Source organism: Pantoea anthophila (genome assembly GCF_006494375.1).
GTDB lineage: Bacteria > Pseudomonadota > Gammaproteobacteria > Enterobacterales > Enterobacteriaceae > Pantoea > Pantoea anthophila.
In genome coordinates this window covers 36946-52471 of the sequence record NZ_VHIZ01000036.1, presented here as the reverse complement: position 1 = coordinate 52471, position 15526 = coordinate 36946, and the positions used below count along the sequence as shown (strand labels likewise).

Annotated in this window: 20 protein-coding genes and 1 other RNA gene; 9 read left to right on the top strand and 12 right to left on the bottom strand. The window is 56.0% G+C overall.

The annotated features are described in order from the left end of the window. Positions 1–27: 27 nt before the first annotated feature. Positions 28–1314 (top strand): ammonium transporter AmtB, encoded by a 1287-nt coding sequence (gene amtB, locus FJW00_RS06395; RefSeq protein ID WP_009091680.1) that lies wholly within the window; start codon positions 28–30, stop codon positions 1312–1314. Between the two features lie 48 nt (positions 1315–1362). Here the strand turns inward: amtB and tesB are convergent, their stop codons facing one another. Continuing rightward, a complete protein-coding gene (gene tesB, locus FJW00_RS06390; protein ID WP_140923306.1) occupies positions 1363–2226 on the bottom strand; it encodes an acyl-CoA thioesterase II in 864 nt (287 codons plus the stop codon). A gap of 190 nt (positions 2227–2416) precedes the next feature. Between tesB and FJW00_RS06385 the strand changes: the two genes are divergently transcribed. Beyond that, positions 2417–2974, top strand: a complete 558-nt coding sequence (locus FJW00_RS06385; protein WP_058956361.1) for a YbaY family lipoprotein — start codon at positions 2417–2419, stop codon at positions 2972–2974. A 33-nt stretch (positions 2975–3007) separates the two neighbouring features. Here the strand turns inward: FJW00_RS06385 and FJW00_RS06380 are convergent, their stop codons facing one another. Continuing rightward, positions 3008–3325, bottom strand: coding sequence for an MGMT family protein (locus FJW00_RS06380; protein ID WP_111207332.1), 318 nt, complete (start codon positions 3323–3325; stop codon positions 3008–3010). Positions 3326–3500: 175 nt separating this feature from the next. On the opposite strand from FJW00_RS06380, the gene ffs reads away from it, so the two are divergent. Further along, positions 3501–3597, top strand: an RNA gene (gene ffs / locus FJW00_RS06375) — signal recognition particle sRNA small type. 140 nt (positions 3598–3737) lie between these two features. Here the strand turns inward: ffs and hha are convergent. The 3 genes from hha to FJW00_RS06360 all read right to left on the bottom strand — a co-directional run bounded on the left by hha (position 3738) and on the right by FJW00_RS06360 (position 4856). Then, positions 3738–3953 (bottom strand): hemolysin expression-modulating protein Hha, encoded by a 216-nt coding sequence (gene hha, locus FJW00_RS06370; protein ID WP_003850458.1) that lies wholly within the window; start codon positions 3951–3953, stop codon positions 3738–3740. Between the two features lie 24 nt (positions 3954–3977). After that, positions 3978–4355, bottom strand: a complete 378-nt coding sequence (tomB, locus tag FJW00_RS06365) for an Hha toxicity modulator TomB (RefSeq protein ID WP_046101364.1) — start codon at positions 4353–4355, stop codon at positions 3978–3980. 147 nt (positions 4356–4502) lie between these two features. Next, positions 4503–4856 (bottom strand): hypothetical protein, encoded by a 354-nt coding sequence (locus FJW00_RS06360; protein WP_140923305.1) that lies wholly within the window; start codon positions 4854–4856, stop codon positions 4503–4505. Positions 4857–5195: 339 nt separating this feature from the next. On the opposite strand from FJW00_RS06360, the gene FJW00_RS06355 reads away from it, so the two are divergent. The 3 genes from FJW00_RS06355 to FJW00_RS06345 are packed head-to-tail and all read left to right on the top strand — an operon-like array spanning position 5196 to position 7594. After that, positions 5196–5864: a metal ABC transporter ATP-binding protein gene (locus FJW00_RS06355; protein ID WP_009091668.1), complete on the top strand. Its 669-nt coding sequence runs from the start codon at positions 5196–5198 to the stop codon at positions 5862–5864. Then, the gene (locus FJW00_RS06350; protein WP_009091667.1) at positions 5861–6700 is read left to right on the top strand and encodes a metal ABC transporter permease; all 840 of its coding nucleotides are present in this window, start codon (positions 5861–5863) and stop codon (positions 6698–6700) included. The genes FJW00_RS06355 and FJW00_RS06350 overlap by 4 nt, the downstream gene beginning before the upstream one ends. 15 nt (positions 6701–6715) lie before the next feature. Then, positions 6716–7594: a metal ABC transporter substrate-binding protein gene (locus tag FJW00_RS06345; protein WP_009091665.1), complete on the top strand. Its 879-nt coding sequence runs from the start codon at positions 6716–6718 to the stop codon at positions 7592–7594. Between the two features lie 45 nt (positions 7595–7639). Here the strand turns inward: FJW00_RS06345 and ykgO are convergent, their stop codons facing one another. The 4 genes from ykgO to FJW00_RS06325 all read right to left on the bottom strand — a co-directional run bounded on the left by ykgO (position 7640) and on the right by FJW00_RS06325 (position 12567). After that, positions 7640–7780 carry a type B 50S ribosomal protein L36 gene (gene ykgO, locus FJW00_RS06340; RefSeq protein ID WP_009091664.1) on the bottom strand — a complete coding sequence of 47 codons (141 nt, stop codon included), beginning with the start codon at positions 7778–7780 and terminating at the stop codon, positions 7640–7642. Between the two features lie 11 nt (positions 7781–7791). Next, positions 7792–8046, bottom strand: coding sequence for a type B 50S ribosomal protein L31 (locus FJW00_RS06335; RefSeq protein WP_009091662.1), 255 nt, complete (start codon positions 8044–8046; stop codon positions 7792–7794). 155 nt (positions 8047–8201) lie between these two features. Further along, the gene (locus tag FJW00_RS06330) at positions 8202–11357 is read right to left on the bottom strand and encodes a multidrug efflux RND transporter permease subunit AcrB (protein WP_009091661.1); all 3156 of its coding nucleotides are present in this window, start codon (positions 11355–11357) and stop codon (positions 8202–8204) included. A gap of 16 nt (positions 11358–11373) precedes the next feature. Then, a complete protein-coding gene (locus FJW00_RS06325) occupies positions 11374–12567 on the bottom strand; it encodes an efflux RND transporter periplasmic adaptor subunit (RefSeq protein ID WP_009091659.1) in 1194 nt (397 codons plus the stop codon). A gap of 142 nt (positions 12568–12709) precedes the next feature. Here FJW00_RS06325 and acrR point away from each other — a divergent pair, with 142 nt between their 5' ends. Continuing rightward, positions 12710–13348, top strand: a complete 639-nt coding sequence (gene acrR, locus FJW00_RS06320) for a multidrug efflux transporter transcriptional repressor AcrR (RefSeq protein ID WP_009091658.1) — start codon at positions 12710–12712, stop codon at positions 13346–13348. Here the strand turns inward: acrR and rsmS are convergent. The 3 genes from rsmS to priC are packed head-to-tail and all read right to left on the bottom strand — an operon-like array spanning position 13345 to position 14330. After that, complete coding sequence (gene rsmS, locus FJW00_RS06315) at positions 13345–13497, bottom strand: pleiotropic regulatory protein RsmS (RefSeq protein WP_009091656.1); 153 nt, start codon at positions 13495–13497, stop codon at positions 13345–13347. The two genes, acrR and rsmS, sit on opposite strands and share 4 nt — an antisense overlap. 8 nt (positions 13498–13505) lie before the next feature. After that, complete coding sequence (locus FJW00_RS06310) at positions 13506–13751, bottom strand: GlsB/YeaQ/YmgE family stress response membrane protein (protein ID WP_046101367.1); 246 nt, start codon at positions 13749–13751, stop codon at positions 13506–13508. Positions 13752–13808: 57 nt separating this feature from the next. After that, positions 13809–14330 (bottom strand): primosomal replication protein PriC, encoded by a 522-nt coding sequence (gene priC / locus FJW00_RS06305; RefSeq protein ID WP_140923304.1) that lies wholly within the window; start codon positions 14328–14330, stop codon positions 13809–13811. A gap of 57 nt (positions 14331–14387) precedes the next feature. On the opposite strand from priC, the gene FJW00_RS06300 reads away from it, so the two are divergent. Beyond that, complete coding sequence (locus FJW00_RS06300) at positions 14388–14777, top strand: DUF454 family protein (protein ID WP_009091649.1); 390 nt, start codon at positions 14388–14390, stop codon at positions 14775–14777. A 144-nt stretch (positions 14778–14921) separates the two neighbouring features. Continuing rightward, the gene (gene apt / locus FJW00_RS06295) at positions 14922–15473 is read left to right on the top strand and encodes an adenine phosphoribosyltransferase (protein ID WP_140923303.1); all 552 of its coding nucleotides are present in this window, start codon (positions 14922–14924) and stop codon (positions 15471–15473) included. Positions 15474–15526: the final 53 nt, after the last annotated feature.

Below are 15526 nucleotides of genomic sequence, written 5' to 3'. Positions count from 1 at the left end.
TCAGTATTGTGATGGGATGGAATAAAAATGAATAAAGTTCTGACTAAGCTGGGCCTGACCAGCCTGGCACTGTTACCATCGCTCGCGATGGCTGCGCCTGCCGTTGCGGACAAGGCTGACAACGCATTTATGATGATTTGCACCGCGCTGGTGCTGTTTATGTCAATTCCAGGGATTGCGCTGTTTTACGGCGGTCTGATTCGCGGTAAGAACGTGCTGTCGATGCTGACGCAGGTGGCCGTCACTTTCTCGCTGGTGTGCGTCCTGTGGATGGTCTACGGCTATTCACTGGCGTTCAGCGAAGGTAACGCCTTCTTTGGCGGATTTGGCTGGGCCATGCTGAAGAATATCCAGCTGACCGCGGTAATGGGCAGCTTCTATCAGTATATCCACGTTGCATTCCAGGCCTCATTTGCCTGCATCACCGTGGGCCTGATTGTGGGTGCCATTGCAGAGCGTATCCGTTTCTCAGCCGTACTGATCTTCGTCGGTGTCTGGCTGACGCTGGCTTACCTGCCTATCGCGCATATGGTATGGGCGGGCGGTTTCCTGGCGCAGGATGGCGCGCTGGACTTTGCCGGCGGTACCGTCGTGCATATCAACGCCGCGGTAGCGGGTCTGGTGGGCGCGTATCTGGTTGGCAAACGTGCCGGCTTTGGTAAAGAAGCTTTCAAACCTCATAATCTGCCGATGGTCTTCACCGGCACCGCGATCCTCTATGTAGGCTGGTTCGGCTTCAACGCCGGTTCTGCCTCAGCTGCAAACGAAATTGCCGCACTGGCGTTCCTGAACACCGTTGTGGCAACGGCGGGTGCCGTACTCTCATGGACCTTTGGTGAATGGGCGGTGCGCGGTAAGCCTTCTCTGCTGGGCGCCTGTTCAGGCTTTATCGCCGGACTGGTCGCGATTACCCCAGCCTGTGGTTATGTCGGCGTCGGCGGTGCACTGATTATCGGTCTGGTTGGCGGACTGGCGGGTCTGTGGGGTGTGACCTCTCTGAAGAAATGGCTGCGTGTGGACGACCCCTGCGATGTGTTCGGCGTGCACGGCGTCTGCGGCATTGTTGGCTGTATCCTGACGGGCGTGTTTGCCTCCTCTTCACTGGGCGGCGTCGGTTATGCGCAGGGTGTGACCATGGGCCATCAGGTCTGGGTTCAGCTCTTCAGCGTCGGCGTCACAATCGTCTGGTCTGGCGTGGTGGCCTTCATCGGCTTCAAACTGGCCGATCTGATTGTCGGTCTGCGCGTACCGGAAGAGCACGAACGCGAAGGTCTGGATGTTAACAGCCACGGCGAGAACGCTTACAACCAGTAATGCGTGAGAGTATAAACAGCGAAAAGGGGCGAGCTATCGCCCCTTTTTTTATTCGCTTCGCTGGCGCATCACCCCTTCCTGCACCGTAGAGGCGACCAGCACCCCCTGCTGATTGTAGAACTCACCCCGTACGAACCCCCTGGCACCTGACGCTGAAGTACTTACCACGCTGTAGAGCAGCCACTCGCTGAAGTCGAACGGACGATGGAACCACATTGAATGATCGATCGTGGCGACCTGCATGTCCGCCTCTAAAAAGCCTTTGCCGTGCGGCTGCAGCGCAACCGGCAGGAAATTGAGATCCGACGCATAGCCGAGCAGATACTGATGGATGCGCAGATCGTCAGGCAGCGGACCGTTGGCCCGGATCCAGACCTGCCGCTCAGGCTTGTCCACATGCCCGCGCAGCGGATTGTGAATCTGCACCGGGCGGATCTCCAGCGGACGTTCCGCGATAAATATCTCCCGCAGTTTTTCCGGCAGCATGTGCGCCATCTTCTGCGCCATCGCCTGTTCCGTGACCAGATTTTCCGGTCCTGCCACCTGTGGCATCGCATTCTGATGCTCAAAGCCACTTTCCGGTGACTGGAATGAGGCGGTCATATAAAAAATAGGCTGGCCATTCTGTATGGCACTGACCCGGCGGGCGCTGAAACTTTTGCCGTCACGCAGGGTTTCGACGTCGTAGATAATCGCTTTCTGGCTGTCGCCGGGCCGCAGAAAGTAGCTGTGAAAGGAGTGAATCGTCCGATCGGTCGCGACGGTTTGCTTTGCGGCATAGAGCGCCTGACCCACCACCTGACCGCCAAACACCTGGCGCAGGCCAAGATCTTCACTCTGGCCGCGATATAAACCTTCTTCCAGTTTTTCCAGATTTAATAAATTCAGCAGATTTTGCAGTGCCTGACTCATGGCGCGTTCCTCAATATAGTGACCTGCTCAGTGTGAAAGATCGGACCAGTTGACGTCAATCAGACTTTCCGCTTTGCCTGTGCCAGGCAAAATTTCATTTTTGTGCCAACATTAAGGACATACGGCGAGTGAAACGCTGTAAGCAGGATTCGCTGCCGACAATCATTTTGATCAAATGGAGACGACATCAATGAAACTGTGGCATGTGTTCAGTGGGGTAGTTATGGCGGTTGCTGTTGCGGGCTGTGCCGACAAGAGTAAACCTGTGCCAACACCAACGTTGGGTTCTGCGGTAGCCGGACAGACGGCGGCGATTGCGCAGCCTAACGTCAGCGGTTCAGTCTTTATTCGCCAGCGCATCGCGCTGCCGCCGGATGCGGTATTAACCGTGACGCTGTCAGATGCGTCTGTTGCCGACGCCCCGTCAAAAGTGCTGTCACAACGCGTGGTGCGGACGGAAGGCAAACAGGCGCCGTTCCAGTTTGTGCTGCCGTTTAACCCGGCTGACATCCAGCCAAATGCACGCATTCTGTTAAGCGCCGCCATCGCTATCGACGGCAAGCTGGCCTTTGTCACTGACAGCGTAAAACCGGTCATCAATCAGGGCGGCACCAAAGCCGAACTGCTGCTGGTACCGGTGCCTTCAATGGCGATGCCAACCCAGCCAGGCGCAGCGACCACCGTGCCTTCGACATCACCGACTCAGGTCACGCCTTCTGCGGCGGTGCCTGCACCCACCCGTCTGTAATGTGCAAACGGGGCGGCAGAGCCGCCCCGTTTTTCAGCCATCAAATCGCCAGCGATACGTTTCAAGATCCAGCTCACCGGCATCACTCACCACAATCCCTTCTGCTTCCAGTGCATCCCGCTGTCGTATCAGCTGGTCGCCCTGAAGCGAAATCATGCCGTGACGATTGACGACACGATGCCAGGGGAGGGTGGTTCCCTCGGGTAACCGGCTCAGCACTCCGCCGACCTGACGTGCCGCACGCGGCGAACCGGCCAGTCGTGCCACATCGCCATAGGTCGTGACACACCCGGATGGAATCGCGGCAACAATTTGCCAGATGCGTTGCTGGAAAGTGTCAGGCTGATTCATGTGCTTATTTCGTCAGGAAAAAGAGGGTTAACTTTATCATGCAGAGGCGATGGTGAAAGCATCAACGCGGCGGTTGTTCAAGAAAACAACGGTTGTCCCGACGACGCTTGCAATTGGCAGCCCCTTCCCAGATAATGCCCCCGCTCTCGTAAAGAGGGCTTGTCAATGGGGGCCCTGTTGGTTCTCCCGCAATGCTAGCTTGTGAACTCGGTCAGATCCGGAAGGAAGCAGCCGTAGCAGGTGATGCGTGTGCCGGGATGTAGCTGGCAGGGCCCCCACCACTTTCCCCCCCCCTGAACTTCTTCCCCAGTGTGACAGACAGGCAAAACCCGCCTGGGCCGATCCTTTGCCGGCAGGCAGGAATATCCGGTACTTAATGTGGGGACAATGCCGTCAGATGCAGGTGAGCAGATTAGCGGACAAACTTCCAGACCGAACCCGGTACTTTATCGTAGAGCTTATTCATCGTCAGCTCGGCCAGACGATGGTCAGCTGCCGAATAGAATACCGCTAATTCATCTTCCGGTAATTCATACTTATTCTTTTCGATCACCCGCTCCAGGGTATCCAGGGAGCGACAGCGACGCAGTCGCATCAAATAATCAGTTTTTGTCAGTGTTTTGTTCATAAATAAAGCGTTCTCACGTCTGTACTATAATGAATGGCTCGGTTGCTGGAGAAAAGCGCACTCTTCAGTGAACAGATTAAATAAGCGTTTTGCTGAACGTTGCCACCGCTGAAGATCAGGATTATTGATACCGTAGTTACTGAATAACATAAAAGTATCATCAAGATATTCATCGATTTGCGAAATCAGCGCTTCATCTTCAACGTGTTTAATTTTGTAATTCATGGTGAACGAAGCGATATGTTCAATCAGATCGTTCAGGTGCAGATTGCTTTCAGAAGTGGGATCATTTACCCAGCCATGATGGCTGTCAGTCAATGTTGCCATGCTGTCGTCAAACAGGCTCTCACACAGGTATTTCAGCTGGGCAATATCATGCCGTTTTGGTGAGTATTCGTCCATCTTTTTCCCCTCCATAGCTTGCACAGTTGCCGCAGGGCGGCGAGTTCGGATAAAGCGGCCAGGAAGCGATCTTTCAGGTGGTTATTAAACGGGATACGTTAAAGATAGTGTAAAACCATTAGTTCTGCTCATCTCAATTACTAAATATTACAATTCATCACCCGGAGAGGGTTGCTGGTTGTCTATCACATCAAACTCAAGCGCACCGGGCTTAATGTAAAAATTTACCCGCTCCGTTTGGGTCACCGTTTCATTCAGATCCTGACAGGGACTAAATAAATTCCACTGAAAATCGTAAAGTAATTTAAAACTATTCAGATCCAGGTATTCAACGGAAAGTATTTTTAAACTGTCTGGTACTAACTGCGCATTCTGAGCGTACCAGCGTAAATCCCCTGTCAGCAAATCTGATATTTTGAGAATATTCCGCTGAACAACTTCAGCTATTTTTGCGCAGTCTGTTTCACCCATCGCAATATCACATTCAATCCGTGACAGCATATCTTGTCTACTCCTAACCGTTAATAAACCTATCATTGGTTTTACGCAACAGGTTTGCAAGCCAGTAAAGCACAAAACTGTCATTTTCTGAGTTTTGCCAGCAAAGCGGTGCGGCGGGTGTGGCTTAAACGCCCCCGGGGCCGCCGGACTCCCGATACCTTTTGAAACACATTCCGCTCTTGAACCGCAGGCTGCATCCGGTATTCTTATTGTTATGTTATAACATATTGGTGAACTGATGCGTCAGAGTGGATTACTTATGTCGCTGGGCGGACGGCTGGGCGTCGCCCTGCTGATCATCGCGCTGCTGTCTGTCGCGATATATTGGGGGATCAGCGCATGATCCGATTTTACGCACTGCGTGCAGGCTACCAGGGAGAGGGGGTAACCCCGGCGATCACGGGTCAGCTCGCAGCAGGCTCCATGACTGCGCTGGTCGGCGCAAACGGCAGCGGGAAATCGACCCTGCTAAAAACCATTGCGGGCTTACTGCCGCCGGTAAGCGGACGCTGCGAACTGCAGGTGGCGCGCCGGGATATCGGCTGGCTGCCACAGCGCACCGAACTTGAGACCCGCTTTCCGCTGACGGTCTTCGAACTGGTTTCCATGGGTTGCTGGCCACGCTGCGGCTGGTTTGGCGGCATTAACCGGTCACTGCGGCGGGAAATCGGGCAGGCGCTGGAGGCGGTTCAGATGAGCGATTATGCGGACGCGCAACCGGCCACCCTCTCGGGCGGGCAGCTTCAGCGCGTCCTGTTTGCCCGGCTGATGCTACAGCGCAGCGCGCTCTGGCTGCTGGATGAACCCTTTAACGGCATAGACAGCCAGACGGTTACCCTGCTGATGTCGATTCTGGAGCAGCAGCAGCAGGCAGGCACCACTCTGCTGGTGGTGCTGCATGACCGCCCGCTGGTGGCGCGTTACTTCAGTAACGTCCTGTCGATGGATGAACATCATCTCAGCGATACCTTCCGGTCCGATGTCCTGGCACGGAGTCGAGCCTCGTGACCCTGATTCAGCCTTTTATCGAATTTGGCTTTATGCGGCGAGCGCTGGTGGCCTGCCTGGCGCTCGCCGTCAGTGCCACGCCACTCGGTGTGTTCCTCTCACTGCGTCGTATGAGCCTGATTGGTGACGCCTTATCCCATGCGGTGCTGCCGGGTGCGGCCATTGGCTATCTGATCTCCGGCCTCTCACTGGTGGCCATGGGTATCGGCGGCCTGATTGCCGGGCTGGCGGTCGCGCTGCTCTCTGGCGCAGTCAGTCGCTACACGCCATTGAAAGAGGATGCCAGTTTTGCCGGATTCTACCTTGGATCACTGGCGCTGGGCGTCACGCTGGTTTCACTGCGCGGCTCAAGCGTGGATCTGCTGCACGTTCTGTTTGGCTCGCTGCTGGCGGTCGACAACGCGGCGCTGTTGCTGGTCGGGGGCATCGCGGCCTTTACGCTGATCATGCTGGCGGTGATCTATCGCCCCCTGGTCATCGATGCCTTTGACGGTGACTTTCTGCGGGCGCAGGGGAAATGGAGCGCGCCGCTGGTGCATGGCCTGTTTTTAATGCTGGTGGTGCTGAACCTGGTCGCGGGCTTTCAGGTGCTGGGCACGCTGATGTCGGTGGGTTTAATGATGTTACCCGCTGCCAGCGCCCGTTTCTGGAGCCGTCATCTTGCGGCGATGCTGGCCATCGCCATCTTCATGGCAACCCTCTCTGCGCTGGCGGGCCTGATGCTCTCCTGGCACTTCTCGCTGCCGGCCGGCCCCGCCGTGGTGCTGAGCGCCGCCATGCTCTTCTTTCTCTCGATTCTGACAGGACCGTGCGGCGGAATTTTACGCCGCCATTAATCTCAAGGGGTATCTATGAAAAAATTACCGGTTAGTCTGGCGCTCGCTGCGCTGTTCGCCACGCCGCTGGCGATGGCAAAAACTGTAGACGTTGTCGCCAGCTTTACCGTGCTGGCAGACATCGTCAGCCAGGTGGGAGGTGATCATGTGAAGGTGAAAAGTCTGGTAGGGCCGGATGGCGATCCCCATACGTTTGAACCGACGCCGCAGGACAGCCAGGCGCTGGCAAAAGCGGATCTGGTCTTTGTCAGCGGGCTGGGACTGGAAGGGTGGATGGATCGGCTGGTCAGCGCTTCCGGTTATCACGGTCAGCCGGTGGTCGCCTCTGCGGGTGTCACCACACGCAGCATGGAAGAGGAGGGCAAAACCATCACCGATCCGCACGCCTGGAACAGCATGCAGAACGGCGTGATCTATGCGACCAACGTGATGAATGCGCTGGTCAAAGCCGACCCCGAGGATGCAGCGGCGATCCGTCAGCGCGGACAGAATTACATTCAGCAGTTACAGGCGCTGGATAGCTGGGCAAAGACGGCGTTTGATAAGATTCCTGTGGAGAAGCGGAAGGTGCTGACCAGCCATGATGCCTTTGGCTACTTTGGCCAGCGCTATGGCGTGACGTTCCTGGCGCCCGTCGGGTTCTCTACCGAAGCGGAAGCGAGTGCCAGTAACGTCGGTGATCTGATCACTCAGCTGAAACAGCAGCACATCACCCGCTATTTCATTGAGAACCAGACCGATCCGCGTCTGGTTAAACAGATCGCCAGCGCTACGGGAGCGGAGCCGGGCGGTGAGCTCTATCCGGAAGCGTTGTCTCCGGCTTCTGGTCCGGCACCGACCTATCAGGCTGCCTTTAAGCACAACGTGAACGCCATGCTGAAGAGCATGCAGTAAGCATAAAAAAGGCCGGGCAAGCCCGGCCAGTCATCACGACACACACTAGCGTTTCTTCTTTCTTCCCTGTACGGCTTTAAAGCGCGGATTCGTTTTGCAGATGACGTAAATACGCCCCTTGCGACGGACCACCCTGCAATCCCGATGGCGATTTTTTGCGGAACGCAGCGAGCTTAATACCTGCATGACCCTCTCCTCTATTTACGACCCAGGAAGCGTCCGAAGCGCTGGTTAAAGCGCGCGGTGCTGCCCTCTTTAGCGAAATCTTTCTGTTTACCGGTGTAGAAAACGTGTGAAGCCGACGACACATCCAGCGTGACGTAGGGCAGCGTTTCACCTTCAAACTCTACGGTGCGGTCGGTTTTAATGGTCGAGCCGATCTTGTAGTAAACGTCAGCTGAGGTGTCATGGAAGACCACCGGGCGATAGTGAGGATGGATATTTGCTTTCATAATGCACACCTATGTAATGTTATAATATAACAATATTATGCGCCGCCGCGGAACGGAATGCAACGTCTGCTGATGGCAGAAAGGCGAGGGGGAGAGGAGGGCGAAACTGAAGGGTAAAAAAAAGGCCGCTTGCGCGGCCTCAGAGGTGTTACTGCTTAGTGAGTCTGGTTGTGCTCAACCGGCTCAGCGCTGCGCGGTTCCTCTTTGTGCTTACTGAAGCGGCGGCGAACCACCACGAAGAACACCGGAACAAAGAAGATAGCCAGCGCGGTCGCGGTAACCATGCCGCCGATAACGCCGGTACCTACAGCGTTCTGCGAACCGGAACCGGCACCGGTACTGATCGCCAGCGGCAGTACCCCGAGAATAAACGCCAGTGACGTCATCAGGATCGGACGCAGACGCATACGACAGGCTTCCAGCGACGATTCCACCAGGCCTTTGCCCTCTTTATCCATCAAATCTTTAGCAAATTCGACGATAAGGATGGCGTTCTTCGCCGAGAGGCCAATGGTTGTCAGTAACCCCACCACAAAGTAGACGTCGTTACTCAGGCCACGCAGGGTGGTGAAGATCAGCGCACCGATAACCCCCAGCGGAACCACCAGCATAACCGCGAACGGAATCGACCAGCTCTCATACAGGGCGGCGAGACACAGGAAGACCACAATCAGCGAGATGGCATAGAGCGCAGGCGCCTGGTTACCCGACAGACGTTCCTGATAAGACATGCCCGTCCAGTCATAGCCGATACCCGCAGGCAGTTTCTCCGCCAGCTGCTCCATCAGATCCATGGCGGCACCGGAGCTCTTACCTGGCGCAGCCTGACCCAGGATTTCCATCGCAGGCAGACCGTTGTAACGCTCAAGACGCGGTGAACCATACTGCCACTTCGCCGTCGAGAAGGCGGAGAAAGGCACCATCGTTCCGTTGCTGTTGCGCACGTACCATTTGCCGATATCATCCGGCAGCATACGGGAGTCCGCTTTACCCATGACGTAAACTTTCTTCACGCGACCACGGTCGATGAAGTCATTGACGTAGGAGCCACCCCAGGAGGCCGCCAGCGTGGTGTTGATATCGCTTAACGATACGCCCAGCGCCTGTGCTTTCTCCTGATCGATGATCAGCTTGTACTGCGGCGTATCTTCCAGACCGTTAGGACGCACACCCACCAGAGTGTCAGGATGCTGGGCAATCATGCCGAACAGCTGATTACGCGCTTCGGTCAGTTTCTCGTGGCCCAGGTTGGCCTGGTCAATCAGCTCAAAGTCGAAGCCGGTGGCGTTACCCAGTTCGATAATGGCTGGCAGGTTGAAGGGGATGACCATCGCATCTTTGATGGCACCCAGTGCCTTCATCGCACGCCCGGCAATCGCCGGTACCTTCATGTCGCTGCCGGTTCGCTCATCCCACGGCTTGAGGCTGACGAAAGCAATACCGGTGTTCTGTCCGCGACCGGCAAAGCCGAAGCCGTTAACGGTAAACACCGATTTAACCGTGTCTTTCTCCTGCGTCAGGAAGTAGTCGGTGACCTGATCCAGCACTTTCTGGGTGCGTTCCTGCGTAGCGCCCGCAGGCAGCTGCGCCTGAGCCAGCAGTAACCCCTGGTCCTCTTCCGGCAGGAATGAAGAGGGCAGACGCATGAACAGATACGCCATGCCGACCACGATGACCAGGTAGATCACCATGTAACGGCCGGTGCTGCGAATGATGTGGCCAACGCTGTCGACGTAGTGATTGGTACTTTTGTCGAACATCCGGTTAAACCAGCCGAAGAAGCCGGTCGTTTTACCGTGACCGTCTTTTTTCACCGGCTTCAGTATGGTGGCGCAGAGTGCCGGGGTCAGAATCAGGGCAACCAGCACCGACAGCGCCATGGCTGACACAATGGTGATCGAGAACTGGCGGTAAATCACACCGGTCGAACCACCAAAGAACGCCATCGGGATAAATACCGCGGCCAGCACCAGCGCGATACCGACCAGCGCACCCTGAATCTGCTCCATAGAACGCCTGGTCGCCTCTTTTGGCGGCAAGCCCTCTTCCTGCATCACGCGCTCAACGTTCTCTACCACCACGATGGCGTCATCCACCAGCAGGCCGATAGCCAGCACCATCCCGAACAGCGTCAGGGTGTTTATCGAGTAGCCAAAAATGCTGATGATGGCGAAGGTGCCGAGCAACACCACCGGCACGGCGATAGTCGGAATGAGCGTCGCGCGGAAGTTCTGCAGGAACAGGTACATGACCAGGAACACCAGCACGATGGCTTCAGCCAGCGTTTTCACCACTTCGAAAATAGAGATCTTAACGAATGGGGTGGTGTCGTACGGATAAACCACTTTCATCCCGGCCGGGAAGGTGGACTGCATCTTCGCCAGTTCCGCTTTCACCGCATTCGCGGTATCCAGGGCGTTGGCGCCGGTTGCCAGTTTGATACCAATACCGGACGCGGGCCGGCCATTATAACGGGCAATGATCTCGTAGTTTTCTGCACCGAGCTCGATTTTTGCTACGTCACGCAGGCGAACCTGTGAACCATCCTCATTCACTTTCAGCAGGATTTTGCCGAACTCATCGGTCGAGGTCAGGCGGGTCTGCGCAATGATAGAGGCGTTAAGCTGCTGTCCCGGCACCGGCGGTGTCCCGCCTAACTGACCGGCGGCAACCTGGGCGTTCTGCGTGTTCAGCGCGCTGATCACGTCAACCGGCGTCAGGTTGTAGTTATTGAGCTTATGCGGGTCCATCCAGATACGCATCGCATACTGCGCACCAAACACCTGGGTATCACCGACACCTTTGGTACGGCTCAGCGGATCTTTAATGGTCGAGGAAATATAATCAGAAATATCATTCTGAGTCATATTGTCATCGTCGCTGATGAAGCCGGCGACCATCAGGAAGCTGCTGGAGGATTTTTTAACCTGAATCCCCTGTTGCTGAACTTCCTGCGGCAGCAGTGGCATCGCCAGCTGCAGTTTGTTCTGCACCTGAACCTGCGCGATGTCTGCATCCGTACCTGACTCAAAGGAGATGGTCAGGGTCAGGGTACCGGATGAGTCACTGCTCGAGGACATATACATCAGTCCATCGATACCGTTCATATTCTGCTCAATGACCTGGGTCACCGTATCCTGCAGCGTTTTCGCATCCGCACCAGGGTAAGAGGCCTGAATCTCAATCGCCGGCGGCGCAACATTGGGATATTGCTCGATCGGGAGTTTGAGAATCGACAGCGCACCGGCCAGCATGATGATGATGGCGAGCACCCACGCAAAGATGGGGCGATCGATAAAGAACTTAGCCATGAATCAACGGCTCCTGTTATGACGATGACTTGTCAGACTGCGGCTTAGAATCGGGTGCCGCTTTCGCATCGTCTGAGACTTCTTGTGGGGTAACCTGTGCGCCCGGCTTGGCTCGCTGCAGACCTGTGCTGATCACACGTTCACCCGCTTTAACGCCGTCGGTGACTAACCATTTGTCGCCAATCGCCTGTGAGGTTGTGACCTGACGCGATTCAACTTTGTTGTCTGCGCCGACCACCATGACCGTCGCCTGGCCTGTTGGCGTGCGGGTGACCGCCTGTTGCGGAACCAGCAACGCATTCGGATTGGTCCCTTCCTCCAGACGCGCGCGCACAAACATGCCCGGTAACAGGGTATGGTCCGGGTTCGGGACAATGGCACGCAGGGTGATGGAGCCGGTGGTCTCATCGACGGTGACGTCAGAGAACTCCAGTGTTCCCTTCTGCGCAAAAGTGTTGCCGTTCTGCATCAGCAGGGTCACGCTGGCTTTGCCATCGGTCTGCTTCAGCTGACCTGACTCCAGCTCTGAACGTAAGCGCATGAAATCTTCGCTCGACTGGGTCACATCGACATACATCGGGTCAAGCTGTTGCACGGTCGCCAGCGCGGTGGTCTGGGCGCTTTGAACCAGCGCACCCTCGGTGACTGACGATTTGCCGATGCGGCCGCTGATAGGGGAGGTGACTTTGGTGTAGGCCAGATTAATGCGGGCTGTTTCCACGTTAGCTTTTGCCACCTGGACCGCTGCGTCATTCTGCGCAGCCGTGGCAACCGCCGTGTCGTAATCCTGCTGACTGATATATTTCGTGCCGAGCAGCGGTTTGTAACGCTTAACGGTCAGCTGAGCGATACGGGCGTTGGCCTGTGCCTGGGTTAAATCGCCTTTCGCGCTGTCATAAGCAGCCTGATAGGTAGCCGGGTCGATCTGATAGAGAGACTGACCGGCTTTGATATCACTGCCTTCAATAAAGTTACGCTTGAGAATGATACCGGAAACCTGCGGACGCACTTCAGCCACGCGATAGGCTGAGGTACGGCCTGGAAGTTCAGTCGAAATTTTCAGGGGTTCAGTTTTCAGGGTCACGACACCCACTTCTGGCGGTTGCTGGGCGGCTTGTTCGGATTTATTGTTGTCACATCCTGTTAACAAAAAGCTGCCTGATAGCATCAGGACGGCCGCCAGAGGCGATAATCCTCTGATTTTATTCATAAATAAACCTCTAGTGTCCGATATCAATTGGTCAATGGATCACAAACTGAAAAACCCATTGCTGTGTCAAGTCGCAGGTCGTGCTATGGTACATACATTCACAAATGTATGTAAACTTACCCGTTTGTAAAAAAAGCCCCCTATGGCACGAAAAACCAAAGCGCAAGCACTTGAAACGCGGCATCAAATTCTTGATGCCGCCCTTGTTCTGTTTTCGCAGCAGGGCGTCTCAGCCACGTCTCTGGCCGATATTGCAACCGCTGCCAGTGTGACGCGCGGGGCAATCTACTGGCACTTCAAAAATAAAGCCGATCTCTTACATGAAATATGGCTTCGTTGTGATGCCGGTCTGGATGATGTGGAACTTGAGTATCAGACAAAATACCCTGGTGATCCACTCTCTGTGTTGCGTGCAATGCTGGTCTATATCTTTGAAGCGACAGCAAAGGATCCTCAGCGCCGCGCCTTAATGGAGATCATTTTCCACAAATGCGAATTTGTTGGCGAAATGTCGGCGATGAAGAGTATGCAGCAGAGCCTGTTGCTGGAGTGCTACGACAAAATCGAAGATGTCCTGCGTCAGTGTATTGAAGCGGAACAGCTTCCGGGCACGCTCAGCACGCGGCAGGCCGCCATTATTCTGCGTGGGTATGTCAACGGCATGATGGAAAGCTGGCTGTTCGCGCCAGAAAGCTTTGATTTAGCCGCCGACGCGCCGACGCTGGTAAATGCCTTCATCGATATGCTGTGCCTCAGCCCGACGCTGACCGCCCGCCATTAATCGGGCTGACGGTCGCGTTTGTTCTCGAAGTCGCGCTGCACCATGGCCAGCGCTGAGAGCACCGTCTCCACCGGCAGTTGATGCTCTTCCAGCAGCTGAATCAGATCGACGGCCAGTTTGACGTCGTCAGGAGCATTTTCCAGTGACATCGCTTCTCCTATATACGTAATCGGGCCACGACCAGCAACATCAGCAGCGCACCTGCAATGGCCATCCCCAGCGCGCCGATGTGCACCGTGGCCAGTGAACCCAGTTCAAAGTATGTCGCAATATAGCCGCCAATCAGGGCGCCGATCATCGACAGTGTCAGGGTGGCCACCAGCCCGCCAGGGCGTCCCGGCAGCAGCAGACGTTTCAGCAACCCCAGCAGCAGCCCACATAACAGCCAGGTGAATAAGCCCATTGTTCTTCTCCGCGCAGAATCACACCCAGTATAGAAGCGCTTTTGTCGCGCCGCGCTTTATTCGCTGCCGCGCAGAGAGGCTGCCCACTCCACCGAGCGAATAGCCTGACGGCAGCGAGCCAGCCGACCCTCTAACGTTTCCAGCTCCTGCTTCAGCTGCTGCTGAATCATCAGGGTTTCCGCCAGGGCCAGACGCTGCTCACGCTGATCGATCATCGCCAGCAGACGCCGCTCAAATTCACGGTACTCCTGATATTTTGTCGGGGCGGGTCCCTGCACCGGCTGTTCACGTCGCAGACGCAACTGCTGGGTACCCACCTCACGTTGCAGAGCCGCAATCTGATCGACCAGGCGTTCCGCCAGCCAGCGGCTGCGAACCAGATCCTGGCTGCTGTCGCACAGACGGGCGAAATTCAGCTCCACTTCCTGCAGATAATCCGCCAGCCGGGTGCCTTTGGTGTGGAACAGCTGGCTGTCAAAACGTGGCAGGCGGCAGACGCCGTCCGGGTGACGTGCCAGGGTCTCACGCAGGGTGAGAATAAGCTGCTGCAATCGCTGCTGAATAGCGATCGCCCTCATCGCGGCACGCTCAACTGTGCTAACGTAAGCAGATGAAGAAAGAGCTGGGCGGCATTTATGCAACGCATTCTGTTATTAACCCTCGGCTGGCTGGCCATTGTGCTGGGAACGCTGGGCATTGTATTACCTTTATTACCTACCACGCCATTCATGCTGCTGGCAGCCTGGTGTTTCGCCCGCTCATCGCCGCGCTTTCATCACTGGCTGCTGTGGAAATCGCCTTTTGGCCGCTATCTGCGCCACTGGCAGCAGCATCGCGCCATGCCGCCGGGTGCCAAAGTGCGTGCCATCTGTCTGATCGTGGCGACCTTTAGCCTCTCCCTGTTTCTGGTGCACCAGGTCTGGGTTCGCGTCATGCTGCTGATCATGCTGGCCGCACTACTGCTGTTTATGTGGCGGATTCCGGTGGTGGCAGAAACAGCGGACGCACCGCCGCCACCCGGATAAAGTTGCAATTAGCCGGTCATTTGCTTAGATTTGGGCGTCTTCGTGCGTGGCTTCCCTTTGTGAATTAACTTCCGCTGAGCCTTTTACCAGGTATTAGCGCTTTTGAAGCTGCGCGAAACAGAATTTTTTACCAGGCGTATCATCATGACCGACACTGCGCAGCAGCTTGAATTCATTAAAAACAGCATCAAAAGCATCCCCGATTATCCTAAGCCAGGCATCCTGTTCCGCGATGTCACCAGCCTGCTGGAAGATCCCAAAGCCTATGCCGCGTCGATTGCGCTGCTGGTTGAGCGTTACCGTAATAAAGGCATCACCAAAGTGGTCGGCACGGAAGCGCGCGGTTTCCTGTTTGGCGCACCGGTGGCGCTGGGCCTCGGCGTCGGTTTTGTGCCGGTGCGCAAGCCGGGCAAACTGCCTCGTGAAACCTACAGCGAAGCCTATGAGCTGGAGTACGGCACCGATCAGCTGGAACTGCACAAAGATGCCATTCAGCCTGGCGATGTGGTGCTGGTGGTCGATGACCTGCTGGCAACCGGCGGCACGATCGAAGCGACAGTGAAACTGATTCGTCGTGCAGGCGGTGAAGTGAAAGACGCGGCGTTCATCATCAATCTGTTCGACCTGACCGGTGAATCGCGTCTGACTGCCCTGGGCGTTGAGAGCTACAGCCTGGCTAAATTCCCCGGCCACTAAGCCACTCTTCCGGCCTTGCTCCCGCGCGAGGCCGTCACGCCCCTGGCGTCAAG